This window comes from Streptomyces sp. Tu6071, from assembly GCF_000213055.1.
GTDB classification, from domain to species: domain Bacteria; phylum Actinomycetota; class Actinomycetes; order Streptomycetales; family Streptomycetaceae; genus Streptomyces; species Streptomyces evansiae.
This window is the reverse complement of record NZ_CM001165.1, coordinates 2,306,835-2,332,689: the sequence shown is the minus strand read 5'-3', so window position 1 is coordinate 2,332,689 and position 25,855 is coordinate 2,306,835. Positions and strand designations below refer to the sequence as shown.

At 74.3% G+C, this 25,855-nt stretch carries 22 protein-coding genes; 8 read left to right on the top strand and 14 right to left on the bottom strand.

Annotation, left to right across the window (positions count from 1 at the left end):
- Positions 1 to 52: 52 nt before the first annotated feature.
- Positions 53 to 886: a lysozyme gene (locus STTU_RS09430; protein WP_029397284.1), complete on the bottom strand. Its 834-nt coding sequence runs from the start codon at positions 884 to 886 to the stop codon at positions 53 to 55.
- 219 nt (positions 887 to 1,105) lie between these two features.
- Here STTU_RS09430 and STTU_RS09425 point away from each other — a divergent pair, with 219 nt between their 5' ends.
- Entirely contained in the window at positions 1,106 to 1,531 is a 426-nt protein-coding gene (locus tag STTU_RS09425; protein ID WP_007822129.1) for a MarR family winged helix-turn-helix transcriptional regulator, read from the top strand.
- Between the two features lie 17 nt (positions 1,532 to 1,548).
- Here the strand turns inward: STTU_RS09425 and STTU_RS09420 are convergent, their stop codons facing one another.
- On the bottom strand, positions 1,549 to 2,391 hold the full coding sequence (locus STTU_RS09420; RefSeq protein WP_007822128.1) for a hypothetical protein: 843 nt from the start codon (positions 2,389 to 2,391) through the stop codon (positions 1,549 to 1,551).
- Between the two features lie 411 nt (positions 2,392 to 2,802).
- On the opposite strand from STTU_RS09420, the gene STTU_RS35855 reads away from it, so the two are divergent.
- The 5 genes from STTU_RS35855 (at position 2,803) to STTU_RS09395 (ending at position 9,194) form a co-directional block, all read left to right on the top strand.
- On the top strand, positions 2,803 to 6,198 hold the full coding sequence (locus STTU_RS35855; RefSeq protein ID WP_063894606.1) for a nitrate- and nitrite sensing domain-containing protein: 3,396 nt from the start codon (positions 2,803 to 2,805) through the stop codon (positions 6,196 to 6,198).
- Entirely contained in the window at positions 6,195 to 6,779 is a 585-nt protein-coding gene (locus STTU_RS09410) for a roadblock/LC7 domain-containing protein (protein ID WP_009068682.1), read from the top strand. Before STTU_RS35855 ends, STTU_RS09410 begins: the two co-directional genes overlap by 4 nt.
- Positions 6,776 to 7,183 (top strand): DUF742 domain-containing protein, encoded by a 408-nt coding sequence (locus STTU_RS09405; protein ID WP_009068683.1) that lies wholly within the window; start codon positions 6,776 to 6,778, stop codon positions 7,181 to 7,183. The genes STTU_RS09410 and STTU_RS09405 overlap by 4 nt, the downstream gene beginning before the upstream one ends.
- On the top strand, positions 7,164 to 7,823 hold the full coding sequence (locus STTU_RS09400; protein ID WP_373564200.1) for a GTP-binding protein: 660 nt from the start codon (positions 7,164 to 7,166) through the stop codon (positions 7,821 to 7,823). The genes STTU_RS09405 and STTU_RS09400 overlap by 20 nt, the downstream gene beginning before the upstream one ends.
- A gap of 132 nt (positions 7,824 to 7,955) precedes the next feature.
- Positions 7,956 to 9,194 (top strand): styrene monooxygenase/indole monooxygenase family protein, encoded by a 1,239-nt coding sequence (locus STTU_RS09395; RefSeq protein ID WP_007822119.1) that lies wholly within the window; start codon positions 7,956 to 7,958, stop codon positions 9,192 to 9,194.
- Positions 9,195 to 9,359: 165 nt separating this feature from the next.
- Here the strand turns inward: STTU_RS09395 and STTU_RS09390 are convergent, their stop codons facing one another.
- Together STTU_RS09390 and STTU_RS09385 are read right to left on the bottom strand one after the other, a co-directional pair.
- On the bottom strand, positions 9,360 to 9,629 hold the full coding sequence (locus STTU_RS09390) for a hypothetical protein (RefSeq protein ID WP_007822118.1): 270 nt from the start codon (positions 9,627 to 9,629) through the stop codon (positions 9,360 to 9,362).
- A gap of 78 nt (positions 9,630 to 9,707) precedes the next feature.
- Positions 9,708 to 10,637, bottom strand: a complete 930-nt coding sequence (locus STTU_RS09385) for an AurF N-oxygenase family protein (RefSeq protein WP_010275451.1) — start codon at positions 10,635 to 10,637, stop codon at positions 9,708 to 9,710.
- Positions 10,638 to 10,810: 173 nt separating this feature from the next.
- Here STTU_RS09385 and STTU_RS09380 point away from each other — a divergent pair, with 173 nt between their 5' ends.
- Entirely contained in the window at positions 10,811 to 12,088 is a 1,278-nt protein-coding gene (locus tag STTU_RS09380; RefSeq protein WP_234019196.1) for a hypothetical protein, read from the top strand.
- Between the two features lie 41 nt (positions 12,089 to 12,129).
- Here STTU_RS09380 and STTU_RS09375 read toward each other — a convergent pair whose 3' ends face one another.
- The 5 genes from STTU_RS09375 to ligD form a co-directional block, all read right to left on the bottom strand.
- Positions 12,130 to 13,596, bottom strand: coding sequence for a penicillin-binding transpeptidase domain-containing protein (locus tag STTU_RS09375; protein ID WP_052862478.1), 1,467 nt, complete (start codon positions 13,594 to 13,596; stop codon positions 12,130 to 12,132).
- A complete protein-coding gene (locus STTU_RS09370) occupies positions 13,593 to 14,999 on the bottom strand; it encodes an FtsW/RodA/SpoVE family cell cycle protein (RefSeq protein WP_007822111.1) in 1,407 nt (468 codons plus the stop codon). The genes STTU_RS09375 and STTU_RS09370 overlap by 4 nt, the downstream gene beginning before the upstream one ends.
- 143 nt (positions 15,000 to 15,142) lie before the next feature.
- On the bottom strand, positions 15,143 to 15,565 hold the full coding sequence (locus STTU_RS09365) for a hypothetical protein (RefSeq protein WP_043254674.1): 423 nt from the start codon (positions 15,563 to 15,565) through the stop codon (positions 15,143 to 15,145).
- 106 nt (positions 15,566 to 15,671) lie between these two features.
- Entirely contained in the window at positions 15,672 to 16,586 is a 915-nt protein-coding gene (locus tag STTU_RS09360) for a DNA ligase (RefSeq protein WP_052862477.1), read from the bottom strand.
- A gap of 199 nt (positions 16,587 to 16,785) precedes the next feature.
- Entirely contained in the window at positions 16,786 to 17,667 is an 882-nt protein-coding gene (gene ligD / locus STTU_RS09355) for a non-homologous end-joining DNA ligase (protein ID WP_043254672.1), read from the bottom strand.
- An 83-nt stretch (positions 17,668 to 17,750) separates the two neighbouring features.
- Here ligD and STTU_RS09350 point away from each other — a divergent pair, with 83 nt between their 5' ends.
- Positions 17,751 to 18,722 (top strand): Ku protein, encoded by a 972-nt coding sequence (locus STTU_RS09350; RefSeq protein ID WP_007822105.1) that lies wholly within the window; start codon positions 17,751 to 17,753, stop codon positions 18,720 to 18,722.
- 136 nt (positions 18,723 to 18,858) lie between these two features.
- Here STTU_RS09350 and STTU_RS09345 read toward each other — a convergent pair whose 3' ends face one another.
- From STTU_RS09345 to STTU_RS09325, 5 genes are read right to left on the bottom strand one after another with little or no spacing between them, the layout of a single operon-like run.
- Entirely contained in the window at positions 18,859 to 19,830 is a 972-nt protein-coding gene (locus STTU_RS09345; RefSeq protein WP_234019195.1) for an amidohydrolase family protein, read from the bottom strand.
- Complete coding sequence (locus tag STTU_RS09340) at positions 19,827 to 21,836, bottom strand: acetoacetate--CoA ligase (RefSeq protein ID WP_007822101.1); 2,010 nt, start codon at positions 21,834 to 21,836, stop codon at positions 19,827 to 19,829. The genes STTU_RS09345 and STTU_RS09340 overlap by 4 nt, the downstream gene beginning before the upstream one ends.
- Before the next feature lie 31 nt (positions 21,837 to 21,867).
- Positions 21,868 to 23,763 (bottom strand): bifunctional 3-(3-hydroxy-phenyl)propionate/3-hydroxycinnamic acid hydroxylase, encoded by a 1,896-nt coding sequence (locus STTU_RS09335; protein ID WP_063894605.1) that lies wholly within the window; start codon positions 23,761 to 23,763, stop codon positions 21,868 to 21,870.
- The gene (locus STTU_RS09330; RefSeq protein ID WP_043254671.1) at positions 23,760 to 24,719 is read right to left on the bottom strand and encodes a fumarylacetoacetate hydrolase family protein; all 960 of its coding nucleotides are present in this window, start codon (positions 24,717 to 24,719) and stop codon (positions 23,760 to 23,762) included. Before STTU_RS09330 ends, STTU_RS09335 begins: the two co-directional genes overlap by 4 nt.
- Positions 24,716 to 25,855: a VOC family protein gene (locus STTU_RS09325; RefSeq protein ID WP_007822095.1), complete on the bottom strand. Its 1,140-nt coding sequence runs from the start codon at positions 25,853 to 25,855 to the stop codon at positions 24,716 to 24,718. The genes STTU_RS09330 and STTU_RS09325 overlap by 4 nt, the downstream gene beginning before the upstream one ends.

Here is a 25,855-nt window from a genome sequence, read left to right as displayed (position 1 = left end):
CGGTGGCCGGGACCCGCGTCGGCGCGCGGGTCCCGGCCACCGGGGTGCGGGGTCAGCCGTTGGCGAGGGCCTGGACGCGGTCCAGGGCGCCGTTGAACTTGTTGTGGTCGCCCACCGTCGGGCCTGTCGAGGTGTACTGCCACATCGTGTAGAAGCCCCAGCCGGCCGGCAGGGCCCCCACCGAGGAGGCGTAGCGGGCCACCCAGAGCGGGTTCGTCGAGCCGAAGGCGGCGGAGTTGCCCGTGCAGCTCTGCCACCAGCTCGTCGCCGTGTAGATCACGACGTCGCGCCCGGTGCGGGACTTGTACGTGTTCGCGAAGTCCCTGATCCAGCTGACCATCGCGGAGGCGGACTTGCCGTAGCACTGGGCGCCGTACGGGTTCCACTCGATGTCGAGGACACCGGGCAGGGTCTTGCCGTCCTTCGACCAGCCGCCCCCGTGGTCCACGAAGTAGTTGGCCTGCGCGGCGCCGCTCGTGGTGTCGGGGGTCGCGAAGTGGTACGCGCCCCGGATCATGCCGACGTTGTAGGAGCCGTTGTACTGCTGGGCGAAGGAGGGGTTGGTGTAGTACGTCCCTTCGGTGGCCTTCGAGTACGCCCACTTGACGCCGCTGTTCCACAGCGCGCTCCAGTTGACGTTCCCCTGGTAGCTCGCGACGTCGACGCCCTCGGTCTGGGCGGCGCGGGTGTCGCGGGGGAGACCGCCGACCCCGTCGTGGGCGGCGACGCCCATGCCGAGGTAGGCGCTGCCGCGCTCGGGGACGGAGGGTGTGTCGGCGGCCTGGGCGGCCACCGGCAGGGCGAGGAGGAGGGACAGGGCTGCGAGGAGAGGTCCGGCCGCTCTGAAGCGAGAGCGGCGGGATGATCGGATCGTATGCACGGACATAGCGTGCCTCCGAGAAGTCCGGCTTGTGGGGAACCTGGCGATATGTGCCGCGGCCGGGTCGGGCGCCGTGGCCATGTCAAAAACGGAAGCTACGCGAGTAGAGCGGGGGTGGGGTAGGGCACCTTTTGGCCGTCACTGGTCCAGTCCTGGGAAATACTGGGCACGCTGCGGTTTCACCCCCGAGAGAGGGCTGTTTTTCAGCCGCCAGGAACGGACGCCATGACCGAGAACGCCTTTCTCGCCCTGGAGCGCGAACTGAGCCTCCTCCTGCGCCGGGCAAGGGCCACGTCGACCGAACTCGCGGGCGAGGTCCACCCCGGCCTGGAGTCGGCCGCGTACGGCTTCCTGGTCCGCCTGGAGGGCGGTGGACCCCAGCGCGCCACGGACCTCGCGCTGTACTTCGGCGTCGGCAAAGCGACCGTCAGCCGCCAGATCCGCGCCCTCGAACGCCTCGGCCTCGTCACCCGCGCCCCCGACCCCGACGACGGCCGCGCGAGCCTCGTACGTCTCACCCCCGAGGGTGAGGCCCGCTTCCGCCAAGTGCGCGAACGCCGCCGCGCCGGCTACGTCGAGGCGATGTCCGGCTGGCCCCCCGGCGAGGTCGCGGAACTGGCCCGCCTCCTCCACCGCCTGAACCGGCTGTGAGCCCGGCCCCTCCCGCGTCACCTCCCCCCGCCCGCCACCTCCGCCAGGATCACGCTCGCGTCGTCGTGCCGCTTGCCGCGCTTCGCGCCACCCTCCGGGGAGCGTTCCAGGCGGCGGACCTCGGCGAGCAGGGCGCGGGGGCCGCGGTTGCGGAGGAGGGTCGCGAGGGCGGTCCAGTCGCCCTGGTGGAAGCGCTCGGTCCAGCGGGTCGCCCCGTCGCTCAGGGCGATGAGGCAGTGCAGCCCCGTCAGGGGGGTCTCCCCGGTCACGGCGCGCGCCGCGACGTCCGGGTCCGCCGCCGCCGTGAAGAAGCCGCCCTCGGCGTTGCGCAGGGACTCCACCGCGCTCACGTACGCGGCCCGCGCCGCCGCGCGCTCCCCGTCCGCCGCGTCCCGCACGGCCGCCCGCTCCGCGGCGAGCGGCAGGTGGTCGAGGCGGTCGTCGAGCACGGCCCGTACCGCCCCGTCCTGCCCCACCAGCAGCAGCACCGAGTCCGACAGGACGAGGTGTTCGGCCCGGGTGCCGTCCCAGCGGGCGAGCACGACGGTGGCCTGCGGGGTGCGGGGGTGAGAAAGGTCACAGGTCGCCCGATGGAGTTCCGCCGTACGCCGGATGGACAGGGCCAGGATCTCGCGGAGCGTCAGATCGGGGCGCGAAACGGACAGTTCGTTGAGGGCGCCCCCGAGCCGCGACACGTACCAGGGCACGCTGTGTGCACAGCCCGTCGCTCCTTCGGGTGGTGTGACCCCGTCAAGAAGGACGAGGCAACCGCCCTGTCCGGATGCGGGGAGCGAGACACAGGTGAAGTCCTCGTCGGCCCGGTCGCTCCCGCCGGGCTCGGTGACCAGTTCGGCGCGCATCACGACAGTCTGCACGAGCCCTTCACAGAGGCCCCGTCAGACCCCGCCGCGGGTGAATTCTGGCTGGTCAGCGCCTGATTTGGGGCGGAATGATCAGTTCCGTGGCGGCTGCGGCGCGGTATCTTGCCAAAGCCCGTCGTGCGCGTCCAACCGGCGCACCACGCACGCGGCCGTCCGGGGAATGGGAGACTTGCCCACCAACTCCCCGGGGCGGTTCACTCCTTCGGGTGGCGGGGCAGGCGATGCGCGCGACCGCCTTCCGAAAGCACTGGAATGGTCGCGAACGCAACGCGGGGGCGCCTGCGCTGACAACCCGTCACCCAGGCGCAGGGGCAGGACGAGTCAGGAATGTGAGCACCGGTGCAGAAAACGCGGCCTCGGGGCAAGGGCGGAGCACGGAGCGAGGAGGAGGTGGCCACGGCGCGGGACCAGCCGATCCCCGGTCAGGTCGCGGGGCGCGACGCCACGCGCCCCCGTGAGGACACGCCGGCCTCCGCCCAGGACGAGCCGGCCCGGGACGGCGCAAAGGACGGCCAGGGAGTATCCGCCGCCCCCGCGCTCCGCATCCCCGGCCCGAGGCAGCCCGAGGGCTCGGTGCCCCCGCCCGCGCCGCCCGCCGGACGCCGCAAGCGCGTCCGCTCCCGCCTCGTGATCGCCGTCGCCGTGGTCGCGGCGGCCGTCGCGGGCGCCGGTGCCCCGGCCCTCGCCGACGCCACCGACCGGGCGCACGAGGCGCAGCGGCTCGTGGACGACGCGGGCGTCGCGCAGCAGTCCACCGCGCTCGCCCAGGCCCTCGCCGACGAGCGCGACGAGGTCACCTCGTACATCGCCTCCGGCCGCCCGCGCGGCGACGGGCTCAGCGAGCAGCGCAGCGCCCGCGTCGACCGGGGGGTGCAGGAGCTGGAGGCCGCCGACATCCCGAAGGGGCTGCGCGACCAGCTCGACGCGATCAGCGGCGTGCGGCGCCAGGCGCTCACGGGCAAGGGCACGGCACTGGCCGCGCACACCTCGTACAGCCGGATCATCGAGCACCTGCACGCCCGCGTCGCCCTGCTCGCCGACGCGCTCCCGCAGGACGCCGCCGAGGCCCCGCACGCGCTCGTCGACCTCGACACCGCGGTGACCGAGGCGGGCGCGGTACGGGGGCTGCTCCTCGCGGCGCTCGCCGTGCCCCGCCCCACTGGCACCGAGACCCGCGTCGACCCCATGACGGGGATCGCCACCACCGTCCCCGTGTCCGACCCGGCGGGCGACCGGCAGCGCGACGCGCTCAGCCGCGCGGCCCACGAGGCGCAGATCCGCTCCGAGGCCGCGCTCGCCGCCTTCCGCGCCACCGCGCGCGAGGCCGACCTCTCCGCGTACACCTCCACCGTCACCGGCGCCGACGTCAACAACGCCGAGAAGTACCTCGCGCGGCTCACCGACGAGCCGACGCTCGACGACGGCGACCTCGGCCTCAAGACGTCCAAGGTCTCCGCCGCGCTCGGCGCCCGCATCGAGCTGATGCGCTCGGCCGACGCGGCGCTCGCCGTGGACCGCTCGCACCGCACCGAGGCGCTGCGCGACGACGAGGTGCAGTCCCTGGAGCTGCGGGTCGTCCTCGTCGGCGTCCTGCTGCTCGCCGCGGCCGGTGTGGGCATGGCCACCGCGCGCTCCCTGACCCGCCCGCTCGCCGCGCTGCGCCTCGGCGCGAAGCGGCTCGCGGAGGCGGATGACCCGGCGGCCGAGGAGCCGGTCCGCTTCACGGGCCGCAACGACGAGTTCGCGCAGGTCGTGCACTCCGTCAACGTCCTGCACGCGCACGCCGTGTCGCTCCACGAGCGGCTCGGGACGCTGGAGGGCGACCGCAAGCACCTCGTCGGGCAGCGGCAGTCCGTCGCCGCGGACCGCGACCGGCTCCGCGCCGAACTGGCCGGGGTCCAGGAGCAACTGGACCTCGCGAAGGGCTCGATCAACGGGACCTTCGTCAACCTCGCGCTGCGCACCCTGGGCCTCGTCGAGCGCCAGCTCGGCGTCATCGAGAACCTGGAGGAGCGCGAGCAGGACCCCGACCGCCTCGCGACCCTCTTCAAGCTCGACCACCTCGCGACCGTCATGCGCCGCCACAGCGAGAACCTGCTCGTCCTCGCGGGCGCCGAGCACGGCGTGCAGAACCCGAACCCGGTCCCGCTCGTGGACGTGCTGCGCGCGGCGGTCAGCGAGATCGAGCGGTACGAGCGCGTGCGCATCGCCGCGCTGCCCCCGCACGCGCACATCGCGGGTTTCTCCGCCGACGACCTGAGCCACCTCGTCGCCGAACTCCTGGAGAACGCGACGTCGTTCTCGCCGCCCGACGCGCAGGTCGAGGTCTCGGCCTGGCTCCTGGAGAACGGCGAGGTGATGCTCTCGGTGCAGGACGAGGGCATCGGCATGTCCGCCGCGCGCCTCGACGAGGTCAACGAACTCCTCACCTCCTTCCAGCCGGGCGACACCCTCGGCGAGGAGCAGGAGGGGCTCGGGCTCGGCCTCTACGTCGTCGCGCGCCTCTCCTCGCGGCACGGCATCAGGGTCCGCCTGCGCGAGCAGAAGCAGGGCGGCATCGCCGCCGTCGTGGTCCTGCCGCCGCCGATACTCGCGACCCCGGCCGCCGGGGTCGTCACCCCCCACGCCGGAGGCCACCTCGCGGGCCCGGCCCCCACGGTGGCCCTCCCCGGCTCCGAGGCCGAGGCCAACTCCAACGAACTCCCCGGCAGGGAGGCCGCCGAGCCGTCCGCGAGCGGGACGGGGACGGCCGCCTCGGGTACGGGCCAGGAGGCAGCCGCCGCCGGTACGGGCGAAGAGGCCCCTGCCGCCGGTACGGGTCAGGACGCTCCTGCCGCCGGTACGGAGCAGGACGCTCCTGCCGCCGGTACGGAGCAGCGCAACCCGGTCGCCGAGGATCGCGTCACCCCCGCCGCCCCCGGCCCGGACCCGCTCATCGCGGCGGCCGAGGCGAGCGTCGCGGCGGCCCACGGCACGGAGGACGCGAACCCCGCCGGCGAGGCGGCCCCCGCCGCGAGCACCCCCGCCGAGGACGTCCCCGCCGAGCGGCCCGCGCCCGCCAAGCCCGCCGCCTCGGGCCCCGGTGTGGCCCCCGCCCCCACGGTCGAGCCGTCGAGCGAGACCACGATGATCCTGCACCTCCCGCCCGCCCCGGGCGGCGAGGGCACCACGGGCACGGACGGCACCCCGCCCGCGCGGGACGACGCGCCCGCCCCCGTACCGGAGCAGCGCCGCCCCACCACCGAGCGGCCCCCCGTACCCGAGGAGGCGGCCCCCGCCCCCGCGGAACCGGTCGCCCCCCAGGAACTGACCGCCCCCCAGGAACCGCCCGCCGCAGCCGCGTCCCCCGCGTCCCCCGCCTCCCCCTACGCCATAGGGCCCGACGCCCACGCGCGCATCCCGGACACCGCCGAGGCGGAGGCCGCAGAGGCGGAGCGGGTGGAGAGCTGGGACCGCGTCACCGACAAGGGCCTGCCCAAGCGCACGCCGAAGATCTCAGCGCCCGCCCCCGCACCCCGCACGGCCACCCCTGGCGTGGACGCCGAGGCCCTGCGCCGCAGGCTCGGCGGCTTCCACCAGGGGGCCACCCAGGGCCGCAAGGACGTGGAGGCCGCCCTCGCCGAGGAGTCCGGGAGCCTGACCCTTCCCGGTACCGAGGACGAGGAACCCGCCCGGGGGAGCGCGTCGGCGCGCCCCGGGAGCACCCGACCGCCGGCCGCCCCGACCACGGCGGACGCGCGCGAGGTATCAGCCGAGGGGGACTCAGCCGAGGAGGAACGCAGGTGACTGCGCCCGGCCGTACCGCAGGTACGGCACGCACCGACGACTCAACCACGCCGGGCGGCGACCGGACCGGTTACGGCCTCAGCAAAGAGGCCCGTAACCTCCAGTGGCTGCTCACCAATCTCGTCGAGGAGGTGCCAGGGCTCCTCTCGGTCGCTGTCGTCTCCTCGGACGGACTGCTGCTGCTCTCCTCCGACCCCGCCCACCAGCGCGCCGCCGCCGAGGCGGACCGCCCGCAGGGGCCGCGCGGCTCCAGCGCGGACCTCGCCACGATCGTCTCCGGGCTCGGGAGCCTGTGCGTCGGCGCGGCGCGGCTCATGGACGCGGGCGGGGTCAAGCAGACCATGGTCGCGATGGCCGACGGGGCGCTCTTCGTCATGGCGATCAGCGACGGCTCGCTCCTCGGGGTGCACGCCGCCGCCGACTGCGACATGAGTGTCGTCGCCTACCACATGGCCCTCTTCGTGGGCCGCGCCGGACACGTCCTGACGCCCGCGCTCCGCAGCGAGCTGCGGCAGTCGATGGAGGGCGAGGCTCCCGGCGAGGTGCCGGGAGCGAGTGCGGCGAAGGGAGCCGGTCAGTGAGCGAGCCCAAGAGTCCGAAGCTCCCGACCAGGGGAGCCGACCGCAAACCCTCGCGCGTGCGCCCCTACTCGCTCACCGGGGGCCGCACCCGTTTCGGGCACGTGCTGCTCGTGGAGACCTTCGTCGCCGCGCTCGAAGCGCCGCCGGAGCGCCCCGAGCTGGTCAACGGCGGCCTGCGCACCAAGGTCATGCCGGAGATGCGCGCGATCGTCGAACTGTGCCGCAGGATGCGCACGGTCGCCGAGATCGCGGCGCTGCTGCGCATGCCGCTCGGCGTCGTCCGCGTGCTCCTCAGCGACCTCGCCGACCAGGGAAAGATCCGCGTCTACGGCACCGGGCAGCAGCCCGGCCAGCCCGACCGCGCACTGCTGGAAAGGGTGCTGAGTGGACTCCGCCGCCTCTGATCTCCTCGGCCGCCCCGCCTACGTGGGCACGCCCGGCCCGGCGCCCGCGCCCGGCGAGGAGGATCTCAAACCCTGGCAGCTCGACACGAGCCGCGCCCCCGCCTCGACGAAGATCGTGGTCGCGGGCGGCTTCGGCGTCGGCAAGACGACGCTCGTCGCCGCCGTCTCGGAGATCGTGCCGCTCCAGACCGAGGCCGTCATGACCCGCGCGAGCGAGGACACCGACGACCTCTCGGCGACGCCGGAGAAGTCGACGACGACGGTCGCGATGGACTTCGGGCGCATCACGCTCGACGACGACCTCGTGCTCTACCTCTTCGGTACGCCGGGGCAGCAGCGTTTCTGGTTCATGTGGGACGACATCGTGCGCGGCGCGGTCGGCGCCGTCGTGCTCGCCGACACCCGCAGGCTCGGGGACTGTTTCCCGGCGCTCGACTACTTCGAGAGCTGCGGGCTCCCGTACGTCGTCGCCGTCAACCACTTCGACGGCTCGGACCGGTTCGAGCCCGACGACGTGCGGGAGGCGCTGACGATCCCCGCGCACGTACCTGTGATGATCATGGATGCGCGGCGCAGGATATCGGTCGTCGAGACCCTGCTCGCGCTCGTCGGTCACGCGCTCGACGCCCTGCCCGAGTAGGCGGCGTGACGGTCTCCGTACGGGGGTAGGACGCCCCGTACGGAGACCGGGCCGGCGACGACGTCCCGTACACCCAGGGCGCCCCGCCTCGCGGCCCGCGGACGCCCGCCCAGGCAAGGAGAACCGCAAGGCATGCGGAAGGTACTCATCGTGGGGGCCGGGCAGTCCGGTCTCCAGATCGCTCTCGGCCTCCAGTCCCACGGCTACGAGGTCACCCTCATGTCGAACCGCACGGCGGACGAGATCCGTTCCGGGCGGGTCATGTCGACGCAGTGCATGTTCCACACCGCCCTCCAGCACGAGCGCGACCTCGAACTGAACTTCTGGGAGAACCAGGCCCCGCGCATCGCGGGCCTCGGGGTCTCCGTCGCGGCGCCCGACTCCAGCCGCGCGGTGGACTGGGTGGGCAGGCTCGACGGCTTCGCGCAGTCCGTGGACCAGCGCGTGAAGATGGCCGGCTGGATGGAGACCTTCGCGCAGCGCGGCGGCCAGGTCGTGATCCACGGCGCGGCGGTCGGGGACCTCGACTACTTCTCGCGCACGTACGACCTCGTGCTCGTCGCGGCGGGCAAGGGCGAGCTGGTCTCGATGTTCGAGCGGGACGCCTCGCGCTCCGTCTTCGACGCCCCGCAGCGCGCCCTCGCCGTCGCGTACGTGCACGGTCTCGGCCCGCGCCCGGAGCACCCGGACTTCGACGCGGTGCGCTGCAACCTCGTGCCCGGCGTCGGCGAGCTGTTCGTCATGCCGACCTTCACCAACACGGGCCGCGCCGACATCCTCTTCTGGGAGGGCGTCCCCGGCGGCCCGCTCGACGCCTTCAAGGGCGTCAAGGACCCCTCCGAGCACCTGGCGCTGACGCTGGAGCTGATGGAGAAGTTCGTGCCGTGGGAGTACGCGCGCGCCACGAAGGTCGAGCTGACGGACGCGAACGGGACCCTCGCGGGCCGGTACGCGCCCACCGTCCGCAAGCCGATAGGGCGCCTGCCCGGCGGCGGGGCCGTGCTCGGCGTCGCGGACGTCGTCGTGGCCAACGACCCGATAACGGGGCAGGGTTCGAACTCGGCGTCCAAGTGCGCGGCGAGCTACCTGTCCGCGATCGTCGAGCACGGCGACCGGCCCTTCGACGAGGCGTGGATGCAGTCCGCCTTCGACCGCTACTGGGACACCGCCCAGCACGTCGTCAAGTGGACCAACGCGATGCTCGGCGTCCCCCCGGAGCACGTCCTCAACCTGATAGGCGCGGCAGGCCAGTCGCAGCCCGTCGCCGACCGCTTCGCCAACGGCTTCAACGACCCGGCGGACTTCGAGAACTTCTTCTACGACCCCGAGAAGACAGCCGCCTACCTGGACTCGGTCCAGCCGGTGGCCTGACCCGCTCGCCGGTGCGGGCCCGCCCGGGGAACCGGCGCGGGCCCGCACGCGTGCGGAGGGCGGGCGGGTGGCGGGAGAGCGCGGTACTGCTCGCGCGAGTGCGCGCGCCGGGCTTCGGCCGCGTCCTCGGACCTTCGGGCCGCAGACGCCGAATCCTGCCGCGCCTCACGCCTCCTTCGGCCGGAACTGCCACGGCCAGCGGCGGCGGGCGACCAGGCCCTCCGGGTCGTACACGTACCGCCAGCCGCGTGGCATGCCGAGTCTGCTGCCCGGACGCAGCAGGGGCTCGCGGTTGTAGACGAGCAGCGTCTCCCCGGTCGCGGCGGGGACGGGGACCTTGTACTGCTTGGGGGGCTGGCCCGTGGGGCCGGTCAGTACCGGCAGGGTGCGGCCGTCCAGGGGGCCGCCCACGAACACGACGTTCTCGGTCTTCACGCGTCCAGTGTCGCCGAGCGGCCCGGCTGGTGCCCCCGCGAGGTGGGTGAGTGCTCACTCACCTCGCGGAGGGGTCTCTCAGGCCAGCAGCCCCGAGGAGCGCCACAGGGGTCGGCCCACGCCCTCCATCAGGCCGATGTCGTCCAGGAAGTCCGTCAGCCGCTTCGCGCCGTTCTGCATGACCTCGCGGCGGTGCGCGCTCGCCTTCACCTGCCGCAGCGCCTCGCGCCTGTCGAGCCCCGCGTTCGTGTAGACGTCCGGGTTGACGAAGGCGACGGAGAAGATCCGCGCCGCCTCACCGGCCGAGAGCCGCGTCAGGTGCCGCTCCCACTTCGGCGCCGTCACCATCTGCCGCCGCAGCTCCTCGCGCGCGTAGCGCACGTGCCGCGCCTCCTCGATGACGTGGATACGGGTCACGCCGCGCACGAGCGGCTGCACGCGCTCGTCGGGGAAGGTGAGCCGCTGCATCCAGTCGAGGATCTCCTCGCCGAGGAGCGTGCAGGCGAAGGAACCGGGCGTCGTCGAGACCGTCTTGAGGATGCGTCCCAGGTTGTGGTTGAAGCGCGTGACCGGGTACGCCGGGATGCCGCCCGTCTTGATCATCCGCGCGAACATCATCGAGTGCCGGCACTCGTCGGCGATCTCGGTGAGCGCGTACCGCGTGTGGGCGCTCGTGATGTCCTTGTCGTAGATGTGCCGCACGAGCAGCTGCATGAGGATGATCTCGAACCACACGCCGAGCGAGGCGAGCGAGGCCGCCTCGTGCATCGACAGCGTCATGCGCTGCTCCTCGCTCATCCCCTCCCACATCGGCGTCCCGTAGAGCGAGACCAGCTCGGGGGGCCAGAACCACTTGCCCGGCTCGAAGGGCGCGTCCCAGTCCAGCTCCTTGTCCGGGTCGAAGGAGTGCTTCGCCGAGGACTCCAGGAGCCGCTCGGCCACCGATTCCCTGTTCTTGAGCGTCCCCAGCGCGTCACGGAGGAGCTCGAAGTCCGTCACCGTCGCCATGTCCTGCCACCCTCGTTCTCCGTCGTGCCGGCTCCGGCCGCGTTACCGGCGGTCACACCACTATGAGACTCCGTGTCAGTAAGGGCGTCAATCCCCTTGCCGGAACTTTGCGTTGAGGCGCGCGGCGGGGGATGTGTGTCCCGGCGGCCCCGCACATCGCCTACCGTTTGGCCATGTCCACGCCTCCGCCGCCGCAGCACCCGTACGGAGATCCCCACGGAGATCCCCACGGCGCCCCCTACGGCGAGCCGCCCGCGCAGCCCCCGTACCCCTACGAGCAGCAGCAGCCCTACCCGCAGCAGGAGGCGGGCTACGGCTACCCGGCCCAGGACCCGTACGGAAACCAGCAGCCCCCACAGCCCTACGGGGGACAGGCGTACGGGGAGCAGGCGTACGGGGGACAGGCGCCCTACGGGGGCCCGTACGCGGAGCAGGCGCCCGCGCCGTACGGCGAGCAGCCCTACCCGGCTCCCGACGCCTACGGGAACTGGCCCCAGAGCGCGCAACCCGGCTACGGCACCCCCGAACCGGCCCCGCAGCCCGCCCCGTACGCGACCCCGTACGGCACCCCCGAGCCCCCGCCCGCCGCGCAGGAGACGCCGAACCCGCAGGCCCCGGGCCCCCAGCCGTCCGGCCCCCCGTCCTCGTCGGGCCCGCAGCCCTCGTACGGGACCGCCTACGACTCCCTGTACGGCCCCGGCGCGGCGCCCGGCGCCGCCACGACTGCGGTACCCGCCTTCGGCGACCCCGCCCCGGCGCCCCCGCGCAAGTCGAAGCGCACGCTGTTCCTCGGCATCGGCGCGGGTGCCGCCGTCCTCGTCGTGGTCGGCGCGCTGCTCGCCTTCCGGGGTGGTGGCGGCGACTCCGACCCGGACGCGGGCTTCCCGCGGGTCCACCAGCGCCTCGCGCCCCCGGCCGCCCTCCTCGACGGCGCCTACACGCGCGACCAGGACCTCTCGCGGAACGAGGGCGCGAAGATCAACACCGAGGCGCGCGGGGCACGCGACGTGCGCGACGCCTCGGCCGTCGTCGTCACGTACGTCGGCGAACCGGCGGACGGCGGGGGCGGTTCGCTCGTCGTCTCGGGCTTCAACGGCCGTATCCGCAACCCCGGGGACACCCGCGCCGCGATGCTCAAGGGCGCGGCGGGCGCGAAGGGCGCCGAGCTGCTCGCGCCCGCGAAGAGCTTCGGCGGCGCGGAGGGCGCCGCGAAGGGGAACGGGGCCGTGAGCTGCCAGACGATGTCCACGACGCAGGGGTCCGTCACCGTCGTCTTCCCCATGTGCGCGTGGGCGGACGACAACACGGCGGCGACGGTCGCCGAGATCACCCCGAAGAGCGTCGCGGCGAAGGCCGCCGACGTGGACCTCGCGGCGGCGGCGAAGCGCGTCGCGCAGGTGCGCTCGGAGATGACGAAGCCCTACTGCCCGGGGGGCAAGGGCGTGTGCTGACGGGGGCGGCGCCCGGGACGGTGGAGGGCGGGCCCCGGGCGTCAGCGCTTCTTCTCCCCCACCACCGCCGCCATCACCGCGCGCGCGATCGGGGCCGCGTTCCCGCCCCCGCTGATCTCGCCCCGGTCCGCCGACGCGTCCTCGACGACGACCGCCACGGCGACCTGCGGCGAGGGCTCGTCACGCGCCTGCGCCCAGGAGACGAACCACGCGTACGGGGTCCCCTTGTTGCCGACGCCATGCTGCGCGGTGCCCGTCTTGCCGCCCACCGTCGCGCCCTTGATCGCCGCGCGCCGCCCGGTCCCCTTCTCGACCGCGTCCACCATGAGGTCCCGCAGCCGCGCCGCCGTCGACGCGGTCATGGCCTGCCGCAGCGTGCGCGCGGGCGGCGCGTCCACGAGGCGCCCGCCGTGCGTCGTGGTGCGCTCCACCAGCCGCGGGAGCGGCACCGAGCCGCCCGAGGCGACGGCCGAGGCGACCAGCGCCATCTGGAGCGGCGTGGCGCGCGTGTCGTACTGGCCGATCGAGGAGAGCGCGAGCTGCGCCTTGTCGAGCCGGGTGCCGAAGGCGGAGCGCACGACGGGCGAGGGGATGCCGGGCCCCACCTCGTCGAAGCCGAAACGCCCGGCCGCGCGCACCATGTCGGCGAGCCCCGTCCTCACCCCGAGCGCCGCGAACACCGTGTTGCACGACCACCGGAAGGCGTACCGCAGGCTCGCGTCCCCGCACCCCTCCACCTCGTTCGCGAGCCTCGTCCCGCTCCCCGGCAGGCGGTACGGGTCGGGCGCGTCCGTCGCGTCGTCCACGTCGCGCACCGTGCCCGAGTCCAGCGCGGCGGCCGCCGTCACGATCTTGAACGTCGAGCCGGGCGGATAGGTCTGCCGCAGCGCGCGGTTGAGGAGCGGCTGCGCCGGATCGGCCGTGAGCCGCGCCCACGCCGCCGTCACGGCGCGGCTCGTGCCCGACAGCTCGCCGGGGTCGTACGAGGGCGAGCTGACCAGTGCGAGGACGCGACCCGTGGACGGGTCGAGCGCGGCGACCGCGCCCGTGCGGCCCGCGAGGCCCTCGTACGCGGCGCGCTGCGCCGCGGGGTCGATCGTCGTGACGACGTCCCCGCCGCCGGGCCGCGCGCGCACGAGGTCGTCCCACAGCGGGAAGGCGCTCAGGCCGGGGTCGGTGCCGGTCAGGAGCCCGTCCTCGGAGCGCTCCAGGAGCGTGCTCCCGTACACCTGCGAGGCGAAGCCCGTGACGGGCGCGTAGAGCGGGCCCTCGGTGTACGTGCGCTCGTAGCGCAGTTGTTCGTGCGTGTCCCGCGAGCCCGTGACCGGGTGCCCGCCGACGAGGATGTCCCCGCGCGGGCGGTCCCAACGGGCGATCGCCGCACGGCGGTTGGCGGGGTTGTGGTCGTAGGCGGAGGCGCGGACGAGCTGGACGCGGACCGCGTTGAGCACGAGGGCGACCAGGAGCAGGAGGCAGAAGAAGGCGGCGCGCCGCTGGTAGCGGCTCACGCCCCGCCCCCGTCCCGCGCGTCCCCCGCCCACGCCGTCGCCCCCGGGAGCGACGGTACGTCCCCGAGGCGCGCCGCCCGGTCGCTCATGAGCAGCAGCAGCGCCACGATGACCCAGTTCGTGACGACCGAGGAGCCGCCCTGCGCGAGGAAGGGCATCGCCATGCCCGTGAGCGGGATGAGGCCCGTCACGCCGCCCGCGATGACGAAGACCTGGAGCGCGACGATCGAGGCGAGCCCGGTCGCGAGCAGCCGCCCGAAGGTGTCGGGGAGTTCGAGACCCGTACGGAAGCCGCGCGCCACGAGCAGCGCGTAGAGGAGGAAGAGCGCCGTGAGGCCCGCGAGGCCCAGTTCCTCGCCCGCCGTCGCGAGGATGAAGTCGGACTTCGTCGCGAAGCCGATGAGGATCGAGTGGCCCGCGCCGAGCCCCGTGCCGGTGAAGCCCCCGGCGGCGAAGGCGAAGAGGGACTGCGCGAGCTGCCCGGGGCCCTCGCCCGCGTTGATCGAGGCGAAGGGGTGCAGCCAGTCCTCGACGCGCTGGTGCACGTGCGGCTCCAGGGTCCCCACCGCCCACGCCCCGAGCGAGGCCAGGACGAGCCCGGCGGCGATCCAGCCCGTGCGCCCCGTCGCGACGTACAGCAGCACGACGAAGAGCCCGAAGAAGAGCAGCGAGGTCCCGAGGTCGCGCTCCAGGACGAGGACGCCGACGCTCAGCAGCCACACCGTCAGGACGGGCCCGATGACGCGCGCGCTCGGCAGCCGCGTCCACAGCAGCCTGCGGCCGGTGTGGCGCAGCGCCTCGCGGTTCGCGGCGAGGTAGCTCGCGAAGAAGACGGCGAGCAGCACCTTCGCGAACTCGCCCGGCTGGAGCGAGAAGTCCCCGAACCGCAGCCAGATCCGCGCCCCGTTCACGGCCGGGAAGAAGATCGGCACGATCATCAGGACGAGCGCGGCGACCATCGCGACGTAGGCGAAGCGCTGGAGGAGGCGGTAGTCGGGCAGCAGCGCCACGACGGCGAGGAAGAGCGCGAAACCGGTCATCGACCACACGAGCTGCGCGGGCGCCGCGCGGTCGCCCGGGGTCTGGAGGTCCAGGCGGTAGATGAGGACGAGGCCGATGCCGTTGAGCAGGACGCCGATCGGCAGCGGGAGCGGGTCGGCGTACGGGGCGCGGAGCCGCACGACGAGGTGCGCGAGGAGCGCGAGGCCCGCGAGCCCGGCGAGGTTGCGCAGCGCGTCGGGCGGGACGCGGTCCTCGCGCGTGAGCCCCACGGCGACGTACCCGAGCAGTACGAGCCCCACCGCGAGCACGAGCAGCCCCAGCTCGACCCCCCGCCGGCGGACGGGCGGCACGGCGTGCGCCGAGAGGCCCGCCCCCGCGTCGGCCGTCCTGGTTCCGGTCATGCCGGGAACGTAGCAAGCGGGGTACGGAATGTCCCGTTATGCGAGGCGGAGTCGGCAGGGGGCGGGTCCGCGCGGGCGGGGAGGGCCCGCGCGGGCGCGGAGGACTCGGGTGGGCGGGGAGGGTCCGCGCGGTCGAGGAGGGTTCAGCAGGGGCGCGGGACGCCCTCGGTCTCGATCGACCTGCTCGGTGTCGCGACCCAGGTCCCGTCCGTCAGGAGGTACCAGCGGTCCTCGCCCCGAACGCGCTCGCCGAGCATGGCGCAGTGGATCGCGACGCTGCCGCCGTACGGGCGGCGCCCGACCTCGGTGCCCGCGCGGCGCGGGGCGTCGCGCAGGGTCAGCCCCTCGCGCGCGACGACGCGGCCGTGGGCGCTGGCGGGCGTCTCGCCGAAGGCGGTGCGGGGGGCCGTGCCGGTCTGCGGGGTCGTGTCGGCGGGGGGAGCCGCGTCGGCGCGGGCCGCCGCGTCGGGCCGGGGGGCCGGGTCGGCGTGGGCCGCGGCGGCGGGGGAGAGGAGGGCGGCGGTGACGGCGAGGAGGGCGAGCGCGACGGGTTTCCGGTGCGGCATGGAGAGACTCCCTGAAGTGCGATGAAGTGACCACAGATGGTCACGAATCAACGTAAAAGGCCCACGGAGAGATCGCAAAAGACCACAAGGCGTTACGGCCCCGCGCTCACTCGCCGGGCCCGCCCCGGAAGCGCACCGCCTCCACGGTCCCCTGCCGCGTCGTCTCCTGCCGCACCTCGACGACCCCGCCGGGCCGCACCGCCGTGTACGGGACCTCGCCGACCCCGGCGGCGGTGACCAGCGCCTCGGCCGCCCCCTCCTCGTCGGCGGGCAGCGCGCCCGCGGCCCCGGCCCGCAGCGCGGGGGCGAGCGGCCGGGAGGCGACGGGGGTGCCGTCACCCGGCAGGGCGAGCACGAGCAGCCGCGGAGCGCGCCGCGTCCCCACGTACCCGAGGACGAGCGCGTCCTTCGTGTCGCGGTGCCGCACCTTGCGCCACGCGCGCCGCCCGCCCGGGTACGCCTGCCGCGCCCGCTTGGCGACGATGCCCTCGACGCCCGTCCCGGCGAGCGCCTCGTACCACTGGAGGGCCGTCTCGCGCTCCTCCGTGGCGGGCACGGCCTGGAGCGGGGGACCGAGCGGCGCGAGCAGCTCGACGAGCCGGGCGCGGCGCTCCTCGTACGGGCGCGGGCGCAGGTCCTCGCCGTCGGACGCGAGGAGGTCGAAGGCGGCGTACGAGGCGGGCAGCGCCCGCGCGAGCACCGGGGCCCGCGCGGCCGTCGCCGCCGCCCGCCGCTGCACGGCGGCGAAATCGGTGCGCCCCGCGGTCCACACCACCACCTCCCCGTCGAGCACGGTCCCCTCGGGCAGCCGCTCCGCCGCCTCCAGGAGATCGGGGAAGGCCCCGGTCACCCGCCGCCCCGACCGCGCCTGGAGCACGACGTGCTCCCCCCGCACCACGAGCAGCCGGTGCCCGTCGAACTTCGGCTCGTACACCCACCCGGCCCCGGCGGGCAGCCGGTCGACGGCTTCGGCGAGGGCGGTACGGAGCGGCAGCCGGAACCCGGGAGGCAGACCGTTCACGACACGCGCCCCGCCCGGCGGCCCGGCCCGGGACACCGCACGGCCGGTCCCGGTCCCGCCCCCGCGGACCCGCCGCCGCGAACGCTTTCCCCGCGCGCGCTCGCGGCACTTCTCCCGCTGCTCCCGCGCCCGCTCGCGGCGCTTCGCCCGCTGCTCCCGCGCCCGGTCACGGCGCTTCCCCCGCTGCTCCCGCGCCCCCTCACGGCAGTTCTCCCGCGCCCTCGCCGGTCACCAGGGGCGCGAGCAGTTCGCCGTGCTTCTCGAGGCGGGACGGGACGTCCTGGGCCAGTACGACCAGGTCCTCCGGGGCCTCGCACTGCTCGACCTCCGCCCAGGTCAGCGGCGCCGAGACGGTGGGGTAGTCGCGGGCGCGGAGGGTGTACGGGGTCGCCGTCGTCTTCGCGGCGGCGTTCTGGCTGAAGTCGACGAAGACCTTGCCCGCGCGGAGCTTCTTGGTCATGCGGTGCAGCGCGAGGTTCGGGAGTTCCTGCTCCGCCTCCACGGCGAGCCTCCTCGCGTACGCCGTGACCTCGGACGACGGCGCGGGAACGAGCGGCGCGAGCAGGTGCAGGCCCTTGGATCCGGACGTCTTCACGTACGCGGTCAGCCCGTCCGCCGCGAGCCGGTCCCGCAGCCACCGTGCGACGACCCCGCACTCCACGATCGTCGCGGGTTCGCCGGGGTCGAGATCGAGCACGAGCCGGTCGGCACGCCCCTGCGCGTCGAGCCGCCACTGCGGTGTGTGGAACTCCGTCACCAGATTGGCCGCCCACATGAGCGAGGGCAGGTCGTCGATCACCACCTGCTCACCGGCGCCGTCCGAGCGCTCGACCCGGGCGACCCGCACCCACTCGGGCGTACCGGGAGGCGGGTTCTTGGAGAAGAAACGCTGGCCCGAGGGCCCGTCCGGATACCGCAGGAAGGAGACGGGCCGGTCCCGCAGGTGCGGCAGCATGACCTCTGCGACCCCCGCGTAGTAGTGCAGCACCTCCCCTTTCGTGAAGCCGTCGCCCGGGTACAGCACCTTCTCCAGATTGCTCAGCGCGAGCCGTCGCCCCGCCACATGCGTGATCGGCGTCATACGATAAGAATTCCACGCAAAGCGGGCGATCACTCTTCCCGGCGCGAGTCCACGGCGGGAGCCCTCCGGCGAAAGGCAGCGACGTGCGATCGATCTGGAACGGCGCGGTCTCCTTCGGCCTGGTCAGCATCCCGGTGAAACTCGTCAACGCCACCGAGAACCACACCGTCTCCTTCCGCCAGATCCACACCGAGGACGGCGGCCGGGTCCGCTACCGCAAGGTGTGCGAGCTGGAGGACAAGGAGGTCTCGGGCGACGAGATCGGCAAGGCGTACGAGGACGCGGACGGCAGCCTCATCCCCATCACCGACGAGGACCTCGCCTCGCTCCCGCTGCCGACGACCAAGACGATCGACATCGTCGCCTTCGTCCCCGCGGACAGCATCGACCCGCTCCAGATGGACGCCGCCTACTACCTCGCCTCGGGCGGCTCGAACGCCGCGAAGCCGTACACGCTGCTGCGCGAGGCGCTCAAGCGCGGCAACCGCGTCGCGCTCGCGAAGTTCGCGCTGCGCGGCAAGGAACGGCTCGGGATGCTCCGCGTCGTCGGCGACGTCATCGTCCTGCACGGACTGCACTGGCCCGACGAGATCCGTGTCCCCGAGGGCGTGGCCCCGACCGAGGACGTCAAGGTCCGCGACAAGGAACTCGACCTCGCCGAGTCCCTCATGGACACCCTCGGCGAGGCCGACGTGAACGACCTGCACGACGACTACCGGCAGGCCGTCGAGGAGATGATCGCCGCGAAGACCGAGGGCCACGAACTCCCGGCCCCGGAACGCCCGGCGGGCGGCGGCAAGGTCATCGACCTGATGGCGGCCCTGGAGAACAGCGTGAAGGCGGCCCAGGAGTCGCGCGGCGGCGACCCCTCGGACGAGGAGGTCGCGGAGGTCCACCAACTGGAGGACAGGAAGAAGAAGGCGCCCCCGAAGAAGAAGACGACATCAGCGAAGAAGACCGCCCCGGCGAAGAAGACATCCCCGGCGAAAAAGACGGCGGCGAAGAAGACACCACCAAAAAAGAAAACAACTCCGCCCCGCAAAAAGGCGTCCTAGCCCCGGGCCGGGCAAAGATCCCGGCCGAGCAAAGATCCCGGCCGAGCAAAGATCCGGGCCGGGAAAACTCCAGCCCCTCCGGCGTTTGAGGAGCGGGGCCCGGGGCGGAGCCCCGAATCCGCCCGCCCGGCCGGCACTAGGCCCCCGCGAACCGCCGGAAAACCCCGTCCCCCCGCGCGAACCCCACCCCCCGCGCAAGCGTCGCCGCCATCCCCTCCACCACCCACCCCGGCGTGAACGGAAAATCACTCCCGTACAGCACATGCTCCTCGTCCGTGAGCGTCAACAACGCGGGGAGCTGACGCGGCAGAGGGAACCCGGCGAGGTCGTAGTACAGCCGCCGCAGATGCCCGTACACGTCCACGTCGTTCCCGGACGCGAGCGCGAACGCCGCGATCCGGTCGGTCAGTACGGGCAGCGCGCCTCCCGCGTGCGGCACCACGAAGCGGATGCCCGGATGCCGGTCGAGGGCGCCGCCGAGCACGAGCCCGGCCACGGCCCGCGCGGTCTCGAAGGGGAACTCCAGCATGGGCCGGGGGAACCCGTCCGCGACCGCCTCGAAGCACGCGGGCGAGGTCGGGTGGAGCACGACGACGGCCCCGCGCGCGGAGAGGTCGCCGAGCAGCGGCTCGAAGGCCGCGTCGCCGATGTGCCGCCCCCCGTACTGCGTCTGGAGCGCGATGCCGTCCGCGCCGAGTGCGTCGAGCGCGTACCGCGCCTCCTCGCGCGCCCCCGCGAGATCGGGCAGCGGCAGCGAGGCGAGGAGCCCGAAGCGGCCCGGGTGCGCGGCGACGAGCGCGGCGCCCTCCTCGTTGACCCGCCGCGCGAGCGCCCGCGCCGCCGCGTCGTCACCGAAGTGCACGCCGGGCGAGGACACGGAGAGCAGCGCGGCGGCGACCCCCGTACGGTCCATGAGCGCCAGGGCCTCCTCGGGCGACCAGTCCGGGATGGCGGGCATCCCGTCCGGCCGCCCGTGCCCGGCCGCCTCCAGGGCGGCACGGAGCGCGGGCGTCACGTAGTGCGCGTGCACGTCCAGGACACCGGGCAAGGGCGGTACGGGCTCGTTCCCCGCCCCCTCCGTACGCTCCGTACGCTCCGTCGCGCTCACGAGGCACCCCCGGCCCGCCGCCGCACCGCACGGCGTTCCTCACCCAGACGAGCGAAGAACTCCAGCAGTTCAGGAGCGTCCACCGTCATCGGATTGACGGTCGCCGCCAGGTCGGCCCCCTGCAACAGCCGCTTCACGGGAACCTCCAGCTTCTTGCCCGTCCGCGTGTGCGGCACCCCCGGCACCTCGATCACCTCGTCCGGTACGTGCCGGGGCGAGGCCCCCTCGCGGATCGCGTCCCGTATCCGCCCGCGCAAGGCGTCGTCGAGCACCGCGCCGGGCGCGAGCCGCACGAACAGCGGCATCCAGTACCCGCCGTCCTCCTCCTCCGCCCCGATCACGAGCGCTTCGGCGATCTCCGGCCGCCGTTCCACGACGTCGTGGATGTCCGCGCTGCCGAGCCGCACCCCGTTGCGGTTGAGCGTCGCGTCCGAGCGGCCGTGCACGACGACGGAGCCGTGCGAGGTGAGCGTGATCCAGTCGCCGTGCCGCCACACGCCCGGGTACACGCCGAAGTACGCGGCGCGGTGGCGCTCCCCCTCCGGGTCGTTCCAGAAGTACAGCGGCATCGACGGCAGGGGCCGCGTCACGACCAGCTCACCGACCCGGTCCACGACCGCGTTCCCCTCCGGGTCGTAGGCCGCGAGCGCCACCCCCAGGTTCGGCACCGACAGCTCGCCCGCCCACACCGGCGTCGTCGGCGCGCCCCCCGCGAAGCCCGAGACGATGTCGGTCCCGCCGCTCGTCGAGACGAGCTGTACGTGGGCGCCGACGTGGTCCCGTACCCACGGATAGGCCGAGGCGGGCAGCGTCGAGCCCGTGCAGCCGATGCCGCGCACGCCCGATAGGTCGTGCGCGGCCCCCGGCTCGATGCCGAGCTTCTCCATGCCGAGCAGGTACTGCGGACTCGTCCCGAAGAACGTCACGCCGTGCCGCGCCGCCAGCTCCCACAGCACGTCGGGCCGCGCCGCCGGCACCGGACTGCCGTCGTACACGCAGATCGAGGCCCCCGTCAGGAGCGCGGAGACGACGAGGTTCCACATCATCCAGTGCGTCGTCGTGTACCACAGGAGCCGCTCGCCGGGCCCGAGGTCGCAGTGCAGGCCCAGCGTCTTGAGGTGCTCGACGAGCACGCCGCCGTGCCCGTGCACGATGCCCTTCGGCAGCCCCGTCGTGCCGGACGAGAACACGATCCACAGCGGGTGGTCGAAGGCGACGGGGACGGGCGCGATCCCGGGCCCGCTCACCGCCTCGGCCCAGGCCACGGCCGGTACGGGCAGCGCCGGCCCGTCCCCGTCCAGGCCCAGGTGGTCCACGCGCACGACCGCCTTGAGCGTGGGCAGCGCGGCGGCGAGGCGCGCGGTCGCCTCGCGACGGTCGTGCGCGGTGCCGTTGAAGCGGTAGCCGTCGGCGGCGAGGAGCACGACAGGTTCGAGCTGCGCGAAGCGGTCGGCGGCGGCCTTCGGCGCGTAGTCCTGCCCGCACACCGACCACACCGCGCCGAGACTCGCGCTCGCGAGCAGCCCGATCACGGCGTGCTCCGTGTGCGGCAGGTACGCGACGACGCGGTCGCCCTCGCCGACCCCGAGCCCGCGCAGTGTCGCGGCCAGCGCCCCGACGCGCGCCCGCAGCCCGGCCCCGCTCAGCTCACGCGCCGCGCCCGTCTCGTCGAGCGCGACGATCGCGGTGCGCTCCGGGTCGAGCGCGTCGAGCAGGTGCCGCGCGTAGTTGAGACGGGCCCCGGGGAACCACTCGGCGCCTGGCATCGCGTCCGCGCCGAGCACCCGCTCGTACGGCGTCTCGGCCCGTATCCCGAAGTACTCCCACACCGCCCCCCAGAAGCCCTCGGCATCCGCCACCGACCAGCGGTGCAGGGCCGCGTAGTCGCTCGCGTCGGGCAGCGGGGCGCCGTGCGAGGCGGCGGCGTGGCGGGCGAAATCGGCGATACGGCTCCCGGCGGCCACCTGCGGGTCCGGGGACCAGAAGGGGGCGGGCGTGGTGCTCATGAAGTGCGGCTCCTGAACGAGTCGAAGACGGTCAGTGGATGAGGGAGAAGGGCTCGGCGGGCGACGGGGCGCGCGCGTCGACGTCCGTACGCGCCGCCCGCCCCGTCCTGAGCAGCGGCGCCCACCCCGCGATCCCCGTGAACTCCCGCCCGCCGCGCGGCACGGCGTCGAGCACGACGCGGTCGGGCCGGACGAGCACGGCGTCCGCGCCGCCCGCGCGCAGCCAGGCGGCGAGCGCCCCGCCGTCGCCGAGCCCGTGCGCGGGGACGAGCCGCGCGCCGAGCGCGGCGGCGAGCGGACGCAGGGCGGGGGTGAGGGCGGGCGCGCCGCTCACGAGCGCGAAGGAGGGCCCGAGCACGTCGTCGAACGTCCCGTCCCGCATCCCGGGCTGCGGACAGAAACGCCCCCCGAGCCGTCCCGCGCTCAGCACCCCGCGTCGCAGCGGTGGCGCGAGCCCGTTCCCCGCGAGCCGCGTCACACCCGGCACCCGGCACACGGCCCCCACGGCGGCCCGCCGCAGCGCCGCCGCGCGGTCCTGCCCGCCGGTCATCGCCCACCCGGTGGCGACGGCTGCCAGGATCAACTTCCGCGCGTGCGGCCTGCGTTCACTCTCGTACGTGTCGAGCAGCCGCTCGTCCGCACCGCCGCCGAGCACGCGCGCGAGCTTCCAGCTCAGGTTCGCCGCGTCGCGCATTCCCGCGCACAGCCCCTGCCCGACGAACGGCGGCGTCTGGTGCGCGGCGTCGCCGAGGAGGAAGACACGCCCGTGCCGCCAGCGCTCGGCGAGCCGGGCCCTGAAGGTGTACCGCGCCGTGCGCAGCACCTCGAACTCCTCGCCGGGCGCGGGCTCCACCCACGGCGCGACGAGCGCGCGCACGCCCGCCTCGTCCGGGTCCTCGTCCGCGCCGAGCCGGAACTCCCAGCGGTAGCGGTCCTCGCCGATCCGCATGAAGGTCGCGGGCCGGCGCGGGTCGCACACCTGGTCCACGCCCTCCCAGGTCCGCACGGCGGCCGGGGTCCGCACGTCGAGCACCGTCCAGCTCTCCTCGAACCGCAGGTCCTCGAAGCCGATCCCGCACGCTTCGCGCAGCGGGCTCCCGGCCCCGTCGCACGCGAGGACGTACGAGGCGCGGACCTCGCCCGCGCGCCCCGCGGCGTCGCGGAACCGCACGCGGGAACCGCCCTCCTCCTCCTGTACGGAGACGACCTCGACCCCGCCCCACAGCTCGGCCTCCCGCCGGTCCGCCAGCGCGTCCCGCAACAGCCGCTCCAGGACCGGCTGATCGAACATCCGGGTCTGCGCGAACCCGTGCGAGCCCCGCTCGGTACGCCGGAACTCGGCGATCACGTCGTGCCCCGCGTCGAGCAGCCGCAGTCCGCGCGCGGGCCGCGACACCGCCGCGAAGGACTCGTACACGCCGACCGCCTGGAGGATGCGGCACACCTCGTCGTCGGTCGCGACGGCGCGGGGCAAGGGGTACACGTCGCGGTGCCGTTCGAGCACCACACTGCGCACGCCGTACCGCGCGAGCAGCAGCGCGGTCGTGACCCCGACGGGCCCGGCCCCGACGATGACGACGGGAACGGAGCGCCCGCGGAGGGCGTCGACGGGGCCGGGTCCGCGCGGCGCCCCGACGGGGCCGGGTCCGCGCGGCGCCTTGACGGGGCCGGGTCCGTGCGGCGCCTCGACGGGGGCGGGTCCCCGCGGCGCCTCGACGGGGCCGGGGGCGTGAGGGGGCTTGGTGGCTCCGGGTTCGTGCGGCGTCTCTATGGTGCCGGGCTCGGACACGGTCTCTACCAGGCCGGGTCCGCGAGGGGTCTCGGCGCCGGGTTCACGCGGCGTCTCCACAGCGCCGGGTTCGCGCACCGCCGCTCCGTCCCCGGTGCGCCCGCGCGGGCTCCCGCCCTCGCCGTCCTCCTCGCTCACGCCTCGCCCTCCGCCGCCGCGACCACGTTCCGCTGCTCCCCGAGGTCGATCCGCCCGTCCGGCGTCCGGATCGAGGCGGTGACGACGTCCCCGGGCCGCAGATAGGCGTCGTTGCGCGCCTGGCTCTTGAAGAAGACCTTCCACTTCACCTCGGCGGGCAGCAGCGCCCCGAGCTTCTCGACCGCCTTCGCGGGGGCCTTGAGCGCGGTCCCGCCCGGCGTCCCGGTGAGCAGCAGGTCGCCGGGGTCGAGCGCCTGGAACCGGGCGAGCAGGCTCAGCGCCCGCGCGGGCCGCACGATCATGTCGGCCACGGTGCGGTCCTGGCGCACCTCGCCGTTGACGGAGAGCCGCAGCCGCAGATTGCCGAAGTGGGCGAAGTCCTCGGGTTCGAGGAGCGCGAGGCAGGGCCCGGTCGGCGTGAACCCGGGGTACGACTTGCTTTCGTAGAACTGCGTCTTGGTGAGCTGGACGTCGCGCGCGCTCACGTCGTCGGCGACGACGAACCCCGCGACATATCGCGACAGTTCGCCTTCCTCCACGACGTCCCCGACGCGCAGCGGGGCGCCCATCACGAGCCCCAGCTCGACCTCGTAGTCGAGGAAGCGCACGTGGGCGGGCCGCACGATGGCGTCCCGTGCCCCGCTCACCGAGCCGGACGCCTTGCGGAAGAAGGCCGGAGGAACCTCGCCCGTGAACCCGGAATCACGGGCGTGCGAGCGATAGTTGACCATCTGCGCGACGACGCGGCAGGGCGTCGTGACGGGGGAGAGGGGGGTGAGCCCGGCGAGGGCCACGGATTCGCCGCCCCCGGCCGCCGCCCCCACTGCCGCCTCCCGTACCGCGTCGCGCGCGGCGAGCAGCTCGGCGGTGGTGCGGGCGCCGGTCGCGACCCGTACGGCGGACTCCCCCCGTACGACCCACCAGCCGTCAACGGTCCGCAGAACATTCGTCGTCATGAGTTCATCGCTTTCAGGAGGGCGAGGAGCCGGGGCGGATCGAGTTCGGTGTCGTCGCGCAGGGCGCGCACGACCTCGCGCAGGCGGGCGGGCGAGGGACTGGCGCCGAGGAAGTCGCGCGTCACGGGCGGCCCCCACTGCGCGAGGCCGCTGCCCGACATGGGCGCCCAGCCGGCCTCGACGTCGCAGGTGAAGAGGTCGCCGTCGGCGAAGTGCTCCAGCATGAAACGGTCGGGATCGCGCCAGTAGTCGAAGAGCTGGCTGCCCTGGATGTGCCGCCCGATGCCCCAACTGCGCTGGTAACCGCGCTCGGTGAGGTACTCGCCCCCGGCGGCGAGCGCGTCGAGGTCGGTCACCTGGTACGCCGAGTGCACGTAGCCGGTCCCGGGCCCGAGGTGCAGCGCGAGCGTGTGGTGATCGGCGGGCACCCCGCCCCGGTCGCAGCGGATGAAGGCCATCGTGGGCCCGCGCTCGCGCTGCCCGTCGAGGAAGAGGAAGTCGCTCACGATCAGCCCGAGCGTGTCGAGGTACCAGTCGAGCGTGCGCCGGAAGACCCGCGTCTCCAGGACGACGTGCCCGAGCCGCTGCACCCGCGCGGGCTCGCGGGGCGCCCGCTGCGTGACGTCGACGCGGGGGGCGGTACGGGTACGGGGCGCGGCGCCCGTGTTGAGCGTGAGCGCCCGCTGTCCGGGCAGCGCCGCGAGCGGCTCCGCGCAGTGCGCGACCCGTACCGGGAACCCGGAGGGATCGAGCAGCGCGACGGCCTCGCCGCCCCCCGGCACGTCCGAGGGGACGACCGAGGTCCCCGTGACCCGCGCGAGCCGCGCGAGGTCGGCACGCTCGGCGGCCCGGAAGACGGGCCCGACGAAGCGCGAGACGGGAGCGGCGCGGATCACCATGCACGGCGGCCCCCCGAAGACCCCGCGCAGCCACAGGGCGTCCGGCGTCCGGGCCGCGACGCCGAACCCGAAATCGCGGGCGAAGACCTCGGCCCGGTCGAGATCGGGCTTCTCGAACTCCAGCCAGGCGAGATCGGCGGCTTTGATCACGGGATTGCGCGAGCGCCCGGGATGCTCCCCCCGCAGCGCTCCGCGCTCGCTGTGCAGATCCTGGTGCGGTGTGACGAGGTCCGGCAT

Coding starts and splice junctions, on each gene's coding strand:
- STTU_RS09430 (WP_029397284.1), bottom strand. CDS start 886: ATGTCCGTGCATACGATCCGATCATCCCGCCGCTCTCGCTTCAGAGCG.
- STTU_RS09425 (WP_007822129.1), top strand. CDS start 1,106: ATGACCGAGAACGCCTTTCTCGCCCTGGAGCGCGAACTGAGCCTCCTC.
- STTU_RS09420 (WP_007822128.1), bottom strand. CDS start 2,391: ATGCGCGCCGAACTGGTCACCGAGCCCGGCGGGAGCGACCGGGCCGAC.
- STTU_RS09395 (WP_007822119.1), top strand. CDS start 7,956: ATGCGGAAGGTACTCATCGTGGGGGCCGGGCAGTCCGGTCTCCAGATC.
- STTU_RS09385 (WP_010275451.1), bottom strand. CDS start 10,637: ATGGCGACGGTGACGGACTTCGAGCTCCTCCGTGACGCGCTGGGGACG.
- STTU_RS09380 (WP_234019196.1), top strand. CDS start 10,811: ATGTCCACGCCTCCGCCGCCGCAGCACCCGTACGGAGATCCCCACGGA.
- STTU_RS09370 (WP_007822111.1), bottom strand. CDS start 14,999: ATGACCGGAACCAGGACGGCCGACGCGGGGGCGGGCCTCTCGGCGCAC.
- STTU_RS09365 (WP_043254674.1), bottom strand. CDS start 15,565: ATGCCGCACCGGAAACCCGTCGCGCTCGCCCTCCTCGCCGTCACCGCC.
- ligD (WP_043254672.1), bottom strand. CDS start 17,667: ATGACGCCGATCACGCATGTGGCGGGGCGACGGCTCGCGCTGAGCAAT.
- STTU_RS09340 (WP_007822101.1), bottom strand. CDS start 21,836: ATGAGCACCACGCCCGCCCCCTTCTGGTCCCCGGACCCGCAGGTGGCC.
- STTU_RS09330 (WP_043254671.1), bottom strand. CDS start 24,719: ATGACGACGAATGTTCTGCGGACCGTTGACGGCTGGTGGGTCGTACGG.
- STTU_RS09325 (WP_007822095.1), bottom strand. CDS start 25,855: ATGCCGGACCTCGTCACACCGCACCAGGATCTGCACAGCGAGCGCGGA.